The organism is Vibrio sp. 397 (genome assembly GCF_033339395.1).
Classification (GTDB): domain Bacteria; phylum Pseudomonadota; class Gammaproteobacteria; order Enterobacterales; family Vibrionaceae; genus Vibrio; species Vibrio alginolyticus.
The window spans coordinates 491466-507470 of sequence record NZ_JAWOUN010000003.1; the positions used below are offsets into that span (position 1 = coordinate 491466).

The 16005-nt window shown below is 43.7% G+C and carries 13 protein-coding genes; 4 read left to right on the forward strand and 9 right to left on the reverse strand.

Annotation, left to right across the window (positions count from 1 at the left end; genetic code table 11):
• Nucleotides 1-6: 6 nt before the first annotated feature.
• The 4 genes from R7P36_RS07655 to malK all read right to left on the reverse strand — a co-directional run bounded on the left by R7P36_RS07655 (nucleotide 7) and on the right by malK (nucleotide 4709).
• On the reverse strand, nucleotides 7-540 hold the full coding sequence (locus R7P36_RS07655) for a polysaccharide biosynthesis/export family protein (RefSeq protein ID WP_213870339.1): 534 nt from the start codon (nucleotides 538-540) through the stop codon (nucleotides 7-9).
• Between the two features lie 12 nt (nucleotides 541-552).
• Nucleotides 553-1758 carry an outer membrane beta-barrel protein gene (locus R7P36_RS07660; protein ID WP_213899129.1) on the reverse strand — a complete coding sequence of 402 codons (1206 nt, stop codon included), beginning with the start codon at nucleotides 1756-1758 and terminating at the stop codon, nucleotides 553-555.
• A gap of 10 nt (nucleotides 1759-1768) precedes the next feature.
• Nucleotides 1769-3169, reverse strand: a complete 1401-nt coding sequence (locus R7P36_RS07665) for an undecaprenyl-phosphate glucose phosphotransferase (protein WP_213899130.1) — start codon at nucleotides 3167-3169, stop codon at nucleotides 1769-1771.
• Between the two features lie 421 nt (nucleotides 3170-3590).
• On the reverse strand, nucleotides 3591-4709 hold the full coding sequence (malK, locus tag R7P36_RS07670) for a maltose/maltodextrin ABC transporter ATP-binding protein MalK (protein WP_318122091.1): 1119 nt from the start codon (nucleotides 4707-4709) through the stop codon (nucleotides 3591-3593).
• A gap of 671 nt (nucleotides 4710-5380) precedes the next feature.
• Here malK and malE point away from each other — a divergent pair.
• From malE to malG, 3 genes are all read left to right on the forward strand, one after another.
• Entirely contained in the window at nucleotides 5381-6559 is a 1179-nt protein-coding gene (gene malE, locus R7P36_RS07675; RefSeq protein ID WP_005375272.1) for a maltose/maltodextrin ABC transporter substrate-binding protein MalE, read from the forward strand.
• A 79-nt stretch (nucleotides 6560-6638) separates the two neighbouring features.
• Nucleotides 6639-8213, forward strand: coding sequence for a maltose ABC transporter permease MalF (malF, locus tag R7P36_RS07680; protein WP_005375273.1), 1575 nt, complete (start codon nucleotides 6639-6641; stop codon nucleotides 8211-8213).
• A 12-nt stretch (nucleotides 8214-8225) separates the two neighbouring features.
• Entirely contained in the window at nucleotides 8226-9116 is an 891-nt protein-coding gene (malG, locus tag R7P36_RS07685; protein WP_005375275.1) for a maltose ABC transporter permease MalG, read from the forward strand.
• A 367-nt stretch (nucleotides 9117-9483) separates the two neighbouring features.
• On the opposite strand, the gene R7P36_RS07690 is transcribed toward malG, so the two are convergent.
• The 3 genes from R7P36_RS07690 to R7P36_RS07700 all read right to left on the reverse strand — a co-directional run bounded on the left by R7P36_RS07690 (nucleotide 9484) and on the right by R7P36_RS07700 (nucleotide 11437).
• A complete protein-coding gene (locus tag R7P36_RS07690) occupies nucleotides 9484-9729 on the reverse strand; it encodes a hypothetical protein (RefSeq protein WP_005375277.1) in 246 nt (81 codons plus the stop codon).
• A gap of 171 nt (nucleotides 9730-9900) precedes the next feature.
• Nucleotides 9901-10386 carry an acyl-CoA thioesterase gene (locus R7P36_RS07695; RefSeq protein ID WP_005375279.1) on the reverse strand — a complete coding sequence of 162 codons (486 nt, stop codon included), beginning with the start codon at nucleotides 10384-10386 and terminating at the stop codon, nucleotides 9901-9903.
• Nucleotides 10387-10531: 145 nt separating this feature from the next.
• Entirely contained in the window at nucleotides 10532-11437 is a 906-nt protein-coding gene (locus tag R7P36_RS07700) for a DMT family transporter (protein ID WP_054574462.1), read from the reverse strand.
• 98 nt (nucleotides 11438-11535) lie between these two features.
• Here R7P36_RS07700 and R7P36_RS07705 point away from each other — a divergent pair, with 98 nt between their 5' ends.
• A complete protein-coding gene (locus tag R7P36_RS07705; RefSeq protein ID WP_005385013.1) occupies nucleotides 11536-12324 on the forward strand; it encodes an AraC family transcriptional regulator in 789 nt (262 codons plus the stop codon).
• A 204-nt stretch (nucleotides 12325-12528) separates the two neighbouring features.
• Here R7P36_RS07705 and R7P36_RS07710 read toward each other — a convergent pair whose 3' ends face one another.
• Both R7P36_RS07710 and R7P36_RS07715 read right to left on the reverse strand, forming a co-directional pair.
• Nucleotides 12529-14220: an ABC transporter ATP-binding protein gene (locus R7P36_RS07710; protein WP_017821247.1), complete on the reverse strand. Its 1692-nt coding sequence runs from the start codon at nucleotides 14218-14220 to the stop codon at nucleotides 12529-12531.
• Complete coding sequence (locus tag R7P36_RS07715) at nucleotides 14217-15815, reverse strand: ATP-binding cassette domain-containing protein (RefSeq protein ID WP_213899132.1); 1599 nt, start codon at nucleotides 15813-15815, stop codon at nucleotides 14217-14219. Before R7P36_RS07715 ends, R7P36_RS07710 begins: the two co-directional genes overlap by 4 nt.
• Nucleotides 15816-16005: the final 190 nt, after the last annotated feature.

Below are 16005 nucleotides of genomic sequence, written 5' to 3' on the forward strand. Positions count from 1 at the left end.
TGTCACTTAAAAGAAGCTCTGGCCAATAAATACAATGTCACCAGGTTCAACGTTGCGGTGCATACTGACTCCTTCCATCGTTTGACCCGTTTTATGCTTGGTTAGGTTAATGCCTTTGCGTGAGGCTCTGTCGGTCAAGCCACCTGCTAAAGCGATCGCCTTCTCTATGGTTAATCCTGGACGGTACTCAAATCCACCAGGCTTCCTGACTTCGCCATTAACGTAAAACAGACGAAAATTATTGATGGTGACCATCACTTTTGGATTGATGAGATAATCGCCTTTTAAACCCGTTTCTATTTCGTATTTGAGTTGTTTCGGTGTTTTTTTGATTGCTTTGATTCGGCCAAGGTAGGGGTAATCAAAATAGCCATCTGACGTTATTAGAATATTTTTAATCGTAAGATCTTCTTCACCATAGACCTGCACGGAAATGGTATCGCCAGTATCGAGTAAGTAATCTTCCTCGTTTGAGTCAGCGTTGACCAAAGTGCTAAATAGCAACAACGCTACACTCATGAATTTGATGAATGCCTTCATTAATAATCCTTTTTACAGAGAAAACTGTGCGCTTAAAGTCCAAATGTTCTGTTCGAAGCTATAACCCGATCGGCTAGAGTTTTTATCTTGGTATTGCCAATCGGCTTGCAGCTGTATCCAACGTTTGATCTGATAATCGATACCAAAAGATAGAGTGTACCGATCGTCGTTTCTGGAGATTCCCGTGTAATCATCTTGTTGATAAACAGCACCTAAGCGAGTTGCAAGGTAACTATTCCAATCGTGCTTCAGGTTCAGTCGGTAACGAGTTTGTAGGTTGTAATCGCCATCTTGATCGGGGTTAACCGCCGCTTGAGTGGTTTTCACGCTGACTAGAGTTTGTTCTTGAGGCAACCATTCAAAGCCGATATCCCAACTAAAGCCTTTAAATGTCTCTCGTTGAGCGCTGTCAAAATCTTTGATTTGATAACCGAGTCGAGCGATGCCTTTGGTTTTTCCTGTGACTTCCCATTCGGCACCGGTGTAATAGAAACTGGTGTTGTTATCTTTCGATGGCTGCGCAGAATTTCGGTGCTGATAATCGGTTACGATTTGGTTTGTTCCGACTAACCAATAGGTTCTTGGCGTCGCTCTTAAATAGAACTCCAAATGTGCATTGGGAGCTCGAAAATCGTTGTATTTAGTTTTAGCGTTTGGGCGACCAGGCAAGCCGTCACGATAGTTTTGATAGGTTTTATCACTGTAGCCTAAACCGAATTCGAGTCTGCCTTTGGCACCGTTAGATCCAAAGACATAATTGGTTTTTACATCGTTACGGTTGAACTCTATTGGTGAGTCGATTGCACTACCATTACCTTCGGTAATATCTTCTCCTCGAACTTCATGCTGGGCGCGAAAACGGTAATCAACCACTAAACGATGACGATGATTAAATTCGAAAAAGTTGGAAAACTGAAAAGTGTGGTCGTCGAAGTCGTTGCGATCGTCAGATGAAAAGCCCGCTTTTAACTTATATAAAATATCTGCGCGATAGCGATTCCGTTCTATACGTGCTAGTAAGCTTGGTTCTATACCCCAAATATTGACCGATTCTACATTGCCGGATTTTTCCGCTTTATTGATGTTGTCATCTCCCTCGTAGAAAGTTTTTACGAGGGGAATCAACTCTATACCAGACTCGGTTTGGTAAGCCATCGGTTCTGCGAGCAAGTCAGTAGAAAACAGACTCAATGCTATTGCCATTGTCAGTTTCTTCATAATCTCAACCTTAGTAAGCGTTAGCACCAGTGAAGCCTTTGAAAACGGTCATAAAGATGATTTTGATGTCCATCCAAACCGACCAATGGTGGATGTAATCCAAATCAAACTCGACTCTCTTTTCCATTTTTTCTAAGGTGTCGGTTTCGCCGCGATAACCATTAATCTGTGCCCAGCCAGTAATGCCTGGTTTTACTTTGTGGCGCAACATGTAGCGATCCACGATCTGACGGTATTCTTCATTGTGTGCCACGGCATGAGGGCGTGGGCCGACAATAGACATGGTCCCTTGCAGTACATTGATAAATTGAGGTAGTTCGTCCAAAGAGGTGCGACGTAGAAATCCGCCAAAAGGCGTAATACGAGGATCGTTCTTTGTCGCCTGTTTCACGTTGGAACCTTGATCCATGGTTGTCATTGAACGGAACTTCCAGACTTCAATCTTGCGTCCATCAAGACCGTAACGATGTTGTTTAAAGATGACAGGGCCTTTAGAAGTTGCCTTAATGCCAATCGCAATGACGAATAGAATAGGGGCGATTAAGACCAAAATAATGCTCGAAAACAAGATGTCTTCAAACCGTTTTACCCAAGAAGAAATTCCAGAAAAAGGTGTATCAAAGACACTTAGTGTTTGAACTTGGCCGATCTGCGCCCAACGAGAATGTAAAAGGTTATAAGTGAAGAAGTCGGGAATCAGATACGTATTTGCGGTGGTATCTGAGAATTGGTTAAGAAGTGACGCAATGCGCTCTTTTGCGTGCATTGGCATCGCGATATAGACGTAATCTACTTCCCCTTTTTTAGCTCGCTCAAGGGCGTGGTCAACAGCTCCTTTAATAGGATAATCAGAATTTGGCAATCTGTCGGAAGATCGTTCGTCGTAAAAGCCATCAAAAAGCACGCCGTGTTCTGTGTGGTTTTGAATTTCGTTAGCTAGGGTAATGCCGTGAGGAGTTTGGCCGATGATGATCGCAGTGCGAGTGTTGAATCCTTTTTTTCTCAAATAGGCTAATCCGGTACGGAATGTTACTCGCCATGCTAAAAGCAGAGCGGGCGTAATCGCAAACCACAGCGCTAAAATTGTGTTATCAAATAAGGTATGGACTTCAGAAAAATACAGCACAATAAAGATAAGTGCAGAAGTCACCGCCCAAGAAACACAGACAATAAACATCTGCTCTTTAAACGAACTGGTTCGCCAAGAGCGATACAGATTGCCGCTTTCTGCCATAAATAGAAAAGAGATGCCTCCAACGAAAGCCAATATGACGTAATCTTTCCCCATCGCAGTATTCATGTCTTTGAACACTAAAAGCAGCATAAAAGAGACGATGACAGCAAGATCTGAGATGCGATATAAAAAAGCGAACTCCATCTCATGAGAGCGGATAAGTCCTTTTTGTTTCATGACTCAGTTTCCCTTCTGACACGCTACCGCCCTTGGGTGTCTTCCCCAATTGCCGTGTCGTGAACGTTATTAGTAGTTGGTGCACAGAGCATTCTGTTGAATGCTACTGAGTTTTTTTGTCACGTGTAATTTCGTTGATAAGTGTAAAAATTTGCGTTGTTGAGGTAAGTGGAAATAAGAATGATATTTAGCCCTTTGGCTAAGTTTGGCGGGTTAGGAAAAAGCTGGTACTTACTTATGAGGAATGAGGAAAAGTATTAAAAATGAAGTATCAGTACAAAGACAATGGTTTATGTGAGGGTAGAAGAAACGGGTGATTTGATTCGTTAACGATTAATGATTTAGTATCGAATTGCTGATATTTATTAAGATAAAAAAATCCCTCTCACTTGAGAGGGATTTTTGAGTAAGGACGAATTAGCTATTCGACTTCTACGCCGTTTTCTTTGTATAGGCGGCGGCATGCGCGACCATCACTGTGGAACAGGTGACAACGATGAGCTGGAATACCGATCTCGATTTTATCGCCAGTGTCGACTGCAAGTGTGTCAGGCTGACGGAAAATAACGTCGGCGTCCGCGCCTTCTAGATTTAGGTATACTTGAGTTTCGTTACCTAGCTTCTCAACAATCATCACTTCACCGTGAATACTTGCATCAGCTTCAGAAGCGGATAATAGGTGCTCAGGGCGAATGCCTAAAGACATTCGGTCGCCGCGGTTAACTGTTGTACCATCCACCGGAATCCAGAAAGATACGCCGTTAGATAGTTGAACTTTGACGCGCTCTGCTTCTACTTCATCAATGAATACGCTCATGAAGTTCATTTTCGGAGAACCGATAAAGCCAGCTACAAAGCGGTTTTGTGGGTAATTGTAAAGTTCAAGCGGCTTACCAACTTGCGATACATAACCGCCGTCTAGTACAACGATTTTATCTGCCATTGTCATCGCTTCTACCTGATCGTGCGTTACGTAGATCATGGTACAACCAAGTTGGCGTTGTAGCTTAGTAATTTGTGCACGCATGTTTACACGCAGTGCCGCATCCAAGTTTGATAGTGGCTCATCTAGAAGGAATACATTTGGCTGCGATACCAATGTTCGGCCAATCGCCACACGTTGACGCTGTCCACCAGAAAGTGCTTTTGGTTGGCGCTCAAGCAAGTGGCCTAGTTGTAGGATTTCTGCTGCTTGTTCAACACGCTTGTCGATTTCTGCTTTGTCTGCTTTTGCTAGTTTCAAGCCAAATGACATGTTGTCATATAAGTTAAGGTGCGGGTAAAGAGCGTAAGACTGGAATACCATACCAACACCACGTTTGGATGGTTCGACGTCATTCATGCGCTGGTCACCAATATACAAATCACCTGAAGTAATGTCTTCAAGACCGGCAATACAACGTAAAAGGGTAGATTTACCACAACCTGATGGACCTACGAAAACAACAAATTCACCTTCGTTGATTGTTAGGTCTACGTTCTTAGAAATCAGTACGTCGCCATACGCTTTACAAACATTTTTTAACGTGACACTCGCCATGTAGCTCGTCCTCGATCAATTTTTTATTATTCACCGCTCATCATTATATGAATTATCTAGCGAGCAGTAACAGTAGGAATCGGTAAGTTCTTGCGGTTGGTAAGAAAAGTAGGGTAGCACTTCAATAAAATGTCCTGAATAGAAGTGCTACCCATCATAGCCAAGTACGAGTTTCTCTCCCCCACATTATTCGTATTGTCTCCCCCGTGAAATAATTACCACAAACAACACTAATAATGACATTCCACTCGTCTGGCAATGCAAAACCAGCAAATCTTTTCCTAATACGTAGGCACTGCTGGGAAAGGGTTCTTACCATCCACTCTTGGATGACTGCAGTTTCTAAGATTGTGCGTAGTGCGACATCCTCCTAATAGAAATAATTGTAGGGGGAGTAGAAAGGGAGGAGTAAAAAAGGAGGAGGAAGAAAGCAGTTGGTCGGAAATCACATTATTGCACCACCTAAAGTTGAAACCGATCACAGGAACTGTCCATTTTGTGATTTGAGTCTCTTACCCTTGGCGATTTAGATCACGAAAATACGTCATAATTGTAAGGGCGTAGGGATTAGGAGGATGAGACATATTGGATTATTTCAGATGATATATGTCGAAATACGGCTGAACCTCAATGGACTAGCCCTACATCAAAAATATAAAAAGGATACGAACATGAAAAAGTTAAGCGCTGTAGCACTAGGTACTCTTGTTGCTTTGGGTTCTTTTGGTGCTAATGCTGCCATCGAAGAAGGACAACTTACTATCTGGATCAACGGTGATAAAGGCTACAACGGCCTTGCTGAAGTTGGTAAGAAATTTGAAGAAGACACAGGCATTAAAGTGACTGTGGCTCACCCAGATGGCCTTCAAGACAAATTCCCTCAAACTGCAGCGACTGGCGACGGTCCTGATATCGTATTCTGGGCTCACGACCGTTTCGGTGGTTACGCAGAAGCTGGCCTGCTAGCAGAAATTAAACCTTCTAAGAATATTCAAGAAGGTATCGTTGATTTCGCTTGGGATGCAGTACGTTACGACGGCAAATTGATCGGCTATCCAGTTGCGGTTGAGTCTCTATCTCTAATCTACAACAAAGACCTAGTTCCAAACCCACCAAAGTCTTGGGAAGAGGTTGCAGCATTAGATGCAAAACTTAAAAAAGACGGCAAGTCTGCAATCATGTGGAACCTAAAAGAACCGTACTTCACTTGGCCACTAATGGCGGCTGATGGCGGCTACGCGTTTAAATACACTTCTGAAGGTTACGATGTTAAAGACGCTGGTATCGCGAAAGAAGGCGTTAAAGACGCAATGAGCTTCGTAAAAGGCTTAGTTGATAAAGGCGTAATCTCTGCGGATATGGATTACTCAGTGTCTGAGTCTGCGTTCAACCAAGGCAAAACAGCGATGACGATCAACGGGCCATGGTCTTGGGGCAACATTGAGAAGTCTGGCGTTAACTACGGCGTGACTACGCTACCTAAGTTCCAAGGTCAATCTTCTAAGCCATTCGTTGGTGTTCTAACAGCTGGTATCAGCACTGCGTCTCCAAACAAAGACCTAGCAGTTGAGTTCATTGAGAACTACCTACTAACAAACGATGGCCTACGTATGGTTAACAACGATAAGCCTCTAGGTGCGGTAGCGCTTAACTCGTTCCAACGTGAGCTAGATTCAGATACTCGTATCGCTGCAACAATGGACAATGCGATGAACGGCGAAATCATGCCAAATATCCCTCAAATGAACGCATTCTGGGGTGCGGCTAAGAACGCAATCATCAACGTAGTTGACGGTCGTCAAACTGTCGATGCAGCTCTTGCAGATGCAGAAAAACAAATGACTAAATAATTAAGTAAGATCTTTTTAAGGAGGAGGCAACTCCTCCTTACTTTTCTATATTTATTCTATATTCGCTAGCAGGTTCCCTATGCAGTCAGTTCAAGGTACAAATGCTATGACAGCACCAGAAGCCAGCCTTCCGAGCAGCAAAAAAGTGTTCATGAAATGGTCACTTTTAGGCACAGTCGGCATCATCAATGGCTACGCAACAATCCTTATGTATTCTCGCGGTGAGATTGCGTTTGCACTACTTACGCTCATTCTTACCGCTTTAGCGTTGTTCATCTTTGGTAGTAAAAAGACGTACGCACACCGTTACATCTACCCTGGTATAGCAGGGATGATCCTTTTCATTCTTTTTCCTTTGGCGTACACCATAGGTTTGGCGTTTACCAACTATAGCGCGAAGAACCAACTCTCTTTTGATCGCGCTCAGAACGTACTTTTGGACCGAACTTACCAAAGTGGTGATAGCTACCCGTTCACTTTGTATAAAACGGAGCAAGGCCATCAACTTGTGGTTGAAAAAGATGGTGAGCTACTTGCAAGCCCGACTTTTCAGCTTGATAACCTTTCAGCATCGGAGTTTGATCTTTCACCAATTGAAGAAGTGACGGGTGAAAAAGAATCAATCAAGGCGATTGTTAAGAACCGCAGTGCGTTGAGCAGTGTCGATTTACATTTGCCAAGCGGTGATGATATCCGTATGAGTGGGCTGCGCAAATTTGCTGCAGTTGTGCCTTTGTACACATTACAAGAAGATGGTGAAACGCTTTACAACAACCGGACTGAAGAAACGCTACGTCCAAATATGGAAGTAGGTTACTACCAGCCTGTCGATGAAAACGGTCAATTTGTTGGCAGCACAGTGTCACCAGGTTTCGTGGTGAACATTGGTACCCACAACTTTGAGCGTGTTTGGAAAGATGATGGTATCAAAGAGCCGTTTATCAGTATCTTTATCTGGACCATTGTTTTCTCTGCGCTAACCGTATTGTTTACGCTTGTTATTGGTCTTGTCCTTGCCAGTGTGGTTCAGTGGGAAGCACTTAAAGGTCGCTCAGTTTACCGTTTGTTGCTAATCCTGCCTTATGCAGTTCCGGCGTTTATTTCTATCTTGATCTTTAAAGGTTTGTTTAACCAAAGCTTTGGTGAGATCAACATGTTGTTGGAAGGCTTATTCGGCATTAGCCCGGCTTGGTTCTCTGATCCGTTCATGGCGAAAACCATGATCTTAATTGTTAATACTTGGCTTGGTTTCCCTTACATGATGATTTTGTGTATGGGCTTACTAAAAGCGATTCCAGACGATTTATATGAAGCATCAGCCATTGATGGTGCGAACTTTGTCACGAACTTCACACGTATCACACTACCAATGATGTTGAAGCCGTTAACACCATTGTTGATCGCGAGTTTTGCATTTAACTTCAACAACTTCGTACTTATCCAGTTGTTGACTGGCGGTGGTCCAAACATGATTGGTACATCAGAGCCTGCGGGTTACACCGACCTGCTAGTAAGTTACACCTACCGAATCGCATTCGAAGGTGCTGGCGGTCAAGACTTCGGTCTAGCAAGTGCGGTAGCAACGCTTATCTTCCTATTGGTTGGCGCATTGGCACTTATCAACCTACGCGTAACTAAAGTAGCTCAGGACTAAGGAGAAATTACAATGGCAATGGTACAAGGTAAGTCATTAAAGTATCGTGTTTGGGCTACTCATATTGCGATGTGGGCATTCTTGGCACTGATTATTTTCCCTTTACTGATGATCATCGCGATTTCATTCCGTGAAGGTAACTTTGCAACGGGTAGCCTGATCCCAGACAACCCAACACTTGATCACTGGAAATTGGCATTAGGTTTCTCGGTGACTAATCCAGACGGTACAGTTACACCGCCACCATTCCCAGTAATGACATGGTTGTGGAACTCGGTAAAAGTGGGTGGTATTTCTGCAATCCTAATCGTGGCGCTATCAACCACATCGGCTTACGCGTTTGCTCGTATGAAGTTCAAAGGTAAGAACACCATTCTTAAAGCGATGATGATCTTCCAGATGTTCCCTGCGGTGTTGGCACTGGTTGCTCTGTACGCGTTGTTCGACAAACTGGGTCAGTACATTCCTTTCCTTGGTCTGAACACGCATGGCGGTCTGATCTTCGCTTACTTAGGCGGTATCGCACTGCACGTTTGGACCATTAAAGGCTACTTCGAAAGTATTGACTCGTCTCTAGAAGAAGCAGCGGCTCTTGATGGTGCTACACCATGGCAAGCATTCCGTTTGGTATTGCTGCCACTGTCTGTGCCAATCCTAGCGGTAGTCTTCATATTGTCGTTCATCATGGTAATTGGTGAAGTTCCTGTAGCGTCACTACTGCTTTCTGATGTAGACTCGTACACACTTGCAGTGGGTATGCAGCAATACCTATATCCACAAAACTACTTGTGGGGTGACTTTGCCGCAGCTGCTGTACTTTCAGCAGTGCCAATCACTGCCGTATTCTTACTTGCGCAGCGCTGGTTGGTTGGTGGTCTAACCGCTGGTGGCGTGAAAGGATAATCTCTTGTGGTCTGAGATTGATAAGAATAACTAGAAAAGGGCGACCACATGGTCGCCCTTATACTTAGCACGGATATTACAATTTTGGTTTGGCCGCCGATCAGTAATATCTTGGCTTTTATTGGCGTTACGCATAGCTGGCTGTTAGCTTAGTTCCTTACGATTCAATCACTAACAGTTTTTGTAACCATAACCTGAGTTTAGACTCAGGTTTTTTTATGCCTGCTAAAGGCAATTTTGCAATAAGTAGATAGAGATTAGCGGCTTTGCAATGGATTACACAGGGCTTGAATAATGCCCTGCGTAGCACTTCACATAAATAACTAGAGCTTAGTAAAAAGCTAAATTGAGGTAGGGAAGGAAGAGATTAAAACTCTCGGCTGGAAGGTGCGCATCCAACGTATTGAAGCAGCGTGTACAAACTTTCTTGCTGCAGTGCGACGCGACGAAATAGATTAGCAAAGGTAACGTCACCGCCAAAGCAAGTTTGAATGTAATGATTAATTTCTGTTTCGTTATACCCCTCGACGTACATGGTTCTCACCCACTGGTACTCGACCGCTTTTAAATTGGTCAACGTCTCTTCACTTAAGGTCGTTTCTTTTAGTCTCAAGATCCAAACTCTATCCAACTCTAAAATAATGGATGGATTTAAGCAAAGCTAGGTGAAGGATTTATGACAGAGAAGGGCGAGCGTGAAACAAATGGCAAAACCATGATGTTGCTCCACACTCTGGGTCTAGGTAACGTTGAGGTACTTAATAGCGTTCTTAACGGATGCCAGTTACTTGAGGTATTTAACGTGTGCTTCCATTTCTTCCCCAATCTCTTTACGCATGTTCATAAGACGGATAGCGGATTGCTCTAAGGCTTTGTCTTCATCTGACTCTGGAATCCATTTCGGTACATCGGTTGGTTTTCCGTTTTCATCTACAGCAACCATGATAACGATACAGTGAGTGGTGAGTCTGTTTTTCATTTGCTTTGGATCACTAGCTTGCACGTCAATCGCAATGTGCATTGAGCTTCGTCCGGTATAAATGACTTTCGCGCTAACTTCGACTAAGTTGCCGACATGAATCGGAGCAACAAACCGAATGCCGCCAGCATATGCGGTAATGCAATATTTACCACTCCACGCTGCAGAACAGGCGTACGCTGCCAAGTCGATCCATTTCATTACGGCGCCGCCGTGCACTTTTCCGCCAAAATTTACGTCGCTGGGTTCTGCTAAAAAGCGAAGGGTAATGTCTCTTTGACCACTGCTCATCTGTCTTTCCTTGATGGGTTATTGTTTTCCCAATTTAGCAGCAAGATGAATTTTCGGGAATAGCGAATGAAACAAAATTTTAACTTTTATTCGAACGCTGGAAGTGACAAGCCACAGCGTAGTTCTGTGGCTTGGGGTGTAGATGTTAATTGGCGGTAGAGGCAATCTCAGAATTGGATAATGGTTTTCTCTGTCTTACTTTTACTTGCGACAGGATAACGCCAGAGATGACTAACAACCCACCAATAATGTGGTAAGCGTAAATTTTCTCACCAATTAGTGTTGAAGCAAGTATGACGGAAACCACAGGCATTAGGTTCATGAACATAGCACTTGAATCAGCACCAATTGAATCAATCGCTTTGACCCACATCAGCGGCGCGAAAATGGAAGCAGCAATACCAGCATAAGCGATTAATGGTAGCGCGTCTTGGCTTGGTAACAGTTGCTCACTAGAGAGCCAAAGTGGTGTGAGCATCAAAACAGAAAAGAAGCCCTGCATGTAAACCAGAGTCAAACTACTGAATGGCATTTTCCAGCGTTTTAGCAGAACACAATAAGCCGCGTATACCATGGCAGCAACGAGCATTAAGCTGTCACCTTGCGTTAAGTCTTGATGTAAAAAGTAAGTGATATCACCGTGACCAAGCATAAATGCCAAGCCGCCGAGCGAAATGACACCACCGACGATACTTAACATTGATATAGATTTACCGAGCAATGGGACACTTAAAAACACACTGATCAAAGGAACTAAAGAGGTGATCAGGGCCATATTAGAGGCCGTTGTTGTTAAACCGGCATAGTATCCAAGTGACTGGTTGAGAACCATACCAAGTAACGCAAGAAACGCCAACTTAGCTAAGTAAGGTCGAATAATGTGTCGTTGTTTGATGATTGCAGGCAGGCAAAATGGCGTTAGGAGTACCATTGCGACAAACCAACGGTAGAAACTCATCGCACTTGGTTCAATGGCGCTCGCAGCCATCTTGTTCACAATTGAGTTACCACCCCAAATCATAACGGTGAAAAACGGAAGTAAATAAATCATGAGAACCCTATAGCACAATTATTGATGGCGCTAGTCTGGCAGGTCTTTATAATAAAAAGTATCTCTTAAAAGACATCGTAAGCGATAGGAAGACAATTTTGAAAAAGAGCGCCAGAAATCTTCACCCCTCCTTATCAATCGATCGTGCGCCATCAGATGTATTTATGAATTTCGAAGCGTTTCTCTCTAATACAGAAACACGAATTCATAGCCACCCTTGGGGGCAAGTGCAACTGATCAGCGGTGGGATTCTGGAGATGGATGCAGAAGACACAAGATTTCTAGCACCTCCACATCTTGCTATTTGGGTTCCCGCCGGAATTCGTCACACTAGCTACAACCGTAAGCCAATCGAATATTGTTCTTTGAATATTGCCCCTGAATTGACGGCGCATTTTCCAACTAAAACGAGCTTGATCAAAGTGACTCCAATCGTGTCATCTATTATTGAGGACTTTCGTCAGCGAGACATTAATGTGGCGCAAACTGATGAAGACAAGCGCTTGGTACAAGTGTTATTGGACCAGCTTGCAAAGCAAGAAGTCGAACATCACTTTTTACCGACTACCGACAATAAGTATCTTGAACCGATTTTAAAAGCAGTAGAAGAATCGCCGACGGATGAGATCAGTTTGGCGGAGTGGGCGGCAAAAGTGCATACCACAGAACGCACGTTAGCGAGACATTGCCAGAGTGAGTTGGGCATGAGCTTTACTGAGTGGCGCTTACGTGTGCGATATTTACATTCTATGGAGTTGCTGCGTAAAGGGCAGACTGTGAAAGAAGTCGCTCTGACGTTAGGTTATAACCAAGCTAGCCCTTTTATCGCGATGTTCAAGAAATACTCCGGCATGACACCGGAGCAATACAAGAATCGATTGTTGTAAAAGTGTAGAGTCTATTTTAAAAAAATTGACAATGCGCTGTATGATGACCGACTCGAAAAGCTGATGGTATTGGAAAGACCTACGTCTATCTTGTGTCAGATTGAGTCAGAATTATAACCTTGAGAATTCGCTTTATTATCATTGCTTTACAACATGCCTGTAAGATTCTTTAGATGATACAATGTGCTAAAGTGACAAAAAAACTCAATTGACACCGCTTAGATTTAAGTATTGATTGTTATTAGTTTCTTCAGCCGCCAATTTGTCCCTACTTTTCAAGGAAGTAGAGTTGTACTGTGCAACTATAACTCTTCTACCCTCAATCGTGAGTTCCAATGTGGGTGACCATATATTCTGATCGCGATGCGTCACAATAATCACGGTCGAGTTCAATGTTTGAATATGTTGAGCAATACTTTTTTCGGTTGCTTCGTCTAATGCTGCCGTCGCTTCGTCGAAAATGAGGATTGGCGCCTTTTTAATGAGAGCTCGCGCAATTGCAACTCTCTGTCTTTCACCTCCTGACAACCCTGAGCCTCTTTGTCCTACTGTTTGATGTATTCCTTTAGGAGATGAGTCAATAAGTTTGTCCAATTGTGCGTGTCTTGCAAAGCTCTCAACTTCATAATCACTTGCATTGGGATTACCTAACCGAATGTTATCCGCCAATGTGCCAGTAAAAATGACCGGTTCCTGAGCAACATAGGCTATATGCTGGGTGAGCACGTCATAAGGGATATTCTTTAGATCTATCCCTCCGAGCGAAATAAGACCTTGGTCAGGATCATCAAACCTTAGAAACAGGCCCAGTAAAGTGCTTTTCCCACTGCCACTGACTCCATTGATGACGACGGTATCACCTTGTTTGATCTCCGTGCTAGCATCTTCAAAGAGATCTAAATGGCCCACAAGGTTCAGTTCGAACTTATGGTTTTTGGGGGAGGTTGCAAATTGAGGATTAGGCTCAGGCAGAACAGGGACATTCGTTAACTGAGCGTAATTTTTAATTGAGGATTTTACGTCGTTAATCGCAAAGCCTGCCAACGCGAGTTCACCCAAAGGTGCAGCTGCACGGGTAATCAATATCAATAAAGCCAAGGCTAATAAGGGTTGAGTAATCGGCTCTAAGACGAGATAGATGGCGATACCTGCAAGAGGTAAAATCGTTGCCAATCCTGATACTAAGGTTGCGATAGAAGCGTTACGATTAATAGTTGAATGAGCTTCTTCTTGTGCGTGCCAACTCTGTTCAATACGCTCGATTGAGCGCTCAGGCCCCGCTGTTGAGCGAAGTAACTCAAGGTGATCTATGAGCTCAAGTGTTGATTTAGTCGCTTGAAGCTCTGCGTCATGTCGGTCGCTATCTGAGCGACTTAGGTATCTTTGCGCCTTGTACTGAACGAGCAGTGCAACTAGTAACAATACGGCACTGAGTAGTGCAATTTCACCTCCTCCAACGACCCCAATACCGATAATTAAAAATATGGGTAACATTGGAGCGTGCAAAAATGTTTGTAGCTGATGAGCAGGAATGGCCATAAAGCCAGGTATTCCTCGTTCTGCTAGTTGAGTGAGCTGAGTTCTATGCTGATCATTAAACCAAGCTAACTTTGCTTTACTGAGCGAATGACCTACTGATGAATAAAGATCCCCAGCCAGTTTCGCACCAGAGAGAAATCCAGAACGAGTTACAATAACGGTAACTATCACAGTTAGAACAGCAGCTATTATGACGTTCAATGGTGAAGCTTGTTCGACAATAGATATTGCAAGAAATGTGTAAGCCGTTGCCTCAAATAATGCAACTAGTCCCCAACCTATAGCGACTCGATATAGACGGTGCTTTGCACTTTGTGGAATTGTCGAATTGGAATAGAGGGTATTGTGAGCCGTCATACTTCTTCATCCTGTCGTTGAGCCTTTCTGTTGAGCATCAATGTAGTGTCTGCAAGTTTCGCGAGTTCTGAGTCGTGAGTAATTATGATCAATATCTTGTCTTGTGTTTTCGCAAACTTCGCGAGATTTCTGATCACAGTGAAGGCCGTATTTTTATCGAGAGCACTGGTTGGTTCATCCAGTAATAGAACGTTGGCTTGAGTTAGAAATGTGTTAGCTATTGCGACACGTTGTTGCTCGCCTCCTGAAAGCACGCTTGCATCAGAATTGAGGTCAATCTTTAATTGAGCTTGTTGCAAAGCTTGGTTCAGCTCGTCGTCACTTGAACTTGGCGTTGATAGTTTCAAATTCTGCCTAATGGTAGTTTTGAGTACACCGATATCTTGGGGTACATAGCGTATGGAGGAGTATCGGGATATCTCAGAGAGTTTAGACAGTTGATTGCCTCCTAAGGTAACGAAGCCTGAAAGAGGTGTTTCTTGACCTGCTAATAGACGTAGTAACGTACTTTTGCCTGCTCCGCTAGGCCCCATGATGGCTGTAAATGAACCCCGTGGGAAGTAGTGGGAGAAGTTATCAATAATATTAACGGTTCCATTAGCCACTACGATATTTGATGCTTGTAGTGATAGCGGTTTTTCTCCCGCGCTCAAACTGCCACTTTCTATTTGTGGTTGCTGTAAAAAGTCGCTGATGTTCTTTGCAGCATTCTTTCCTGCGTTAACGTAGTCCAATCCATGGCCAAGCTTCAGTGCGGGTGATACGACGGCCAAACCAAAAAAGAATAGCGACGCCATTGCCACGGGACTTAATTCATAGCCAATGGTATAGGCCATTGCGAAAGTCGAAACCGCTTGAAGTAATGCGGTAGCAATTGCTGCTGGAAGGGCAACGCTACCAACCCATTTCACTATGCCGTGAGTAAAGCGTCTTGTGGCATCATTATAGCTGTCGAGTGCTCCTGCTTGCGTGCCGTAAATTCGATTTACTCGGATACCTCTTGTGTAGTCGTTTACTGCGGTAACGATATCACCCATTATTGTCATGCGCTCTTTGCCATGTTTAGCGGCGAACCTAGGTAAAAAGAGTAGGTAGTACAATGATGCAATTAGACCAGGGAGCAGAGTAAGCATCGCTACCGGACCTGTGAGATTCAACATGATAAAAATAGAAGTTGCGGGTACGACAATGAATGTCACGAGTTCTGAAGGCAAATGCGCAACCATGTGGTGAAGCGTGCTGATGTCTTCGGAAACTATGCGACGCAGTTGATTATCACCATATTGAGAGATGGTCTTGCTTGGCAAGCGCGTCAAGTGCTGAGCAACTTGGCGACGTAATCGAGTGGAAAACTGCGACTCGGCATCATGAACTAACCACGAGCCCACTGATGAGGCAAGTGCGCTAGCCGCCCAAAGTCCTATGGCACCGTAAATCCATTGGTTTGCAAATTTATCGATAAGGTTTATCAAGCATAGCAGTGCACCAACTTTTGCCACAGCGGCAAGTGCTTCACAAAACGTTCCCAAAGCAAGCTTCTTAATCGATGGCTTTAAGCTAGGCGTAACGTAATGTTGGCTGATTTTACTTATCATATTGTCACCTTATCTAGCCTATCAAGCGAAAATAAGGAGAACGTGGTAGAGCATATTGAGCTCTTATCGTTTTTCATATAAAGCCTATGGAAGTGGACGTTGATGGATTATGTTTTGAATTAACTTTGGCCGTAGGTGTTGCGAGCTCTTTGTCTGCTTGAATGTTGAAGATGAGTACTTCCTTTGATTT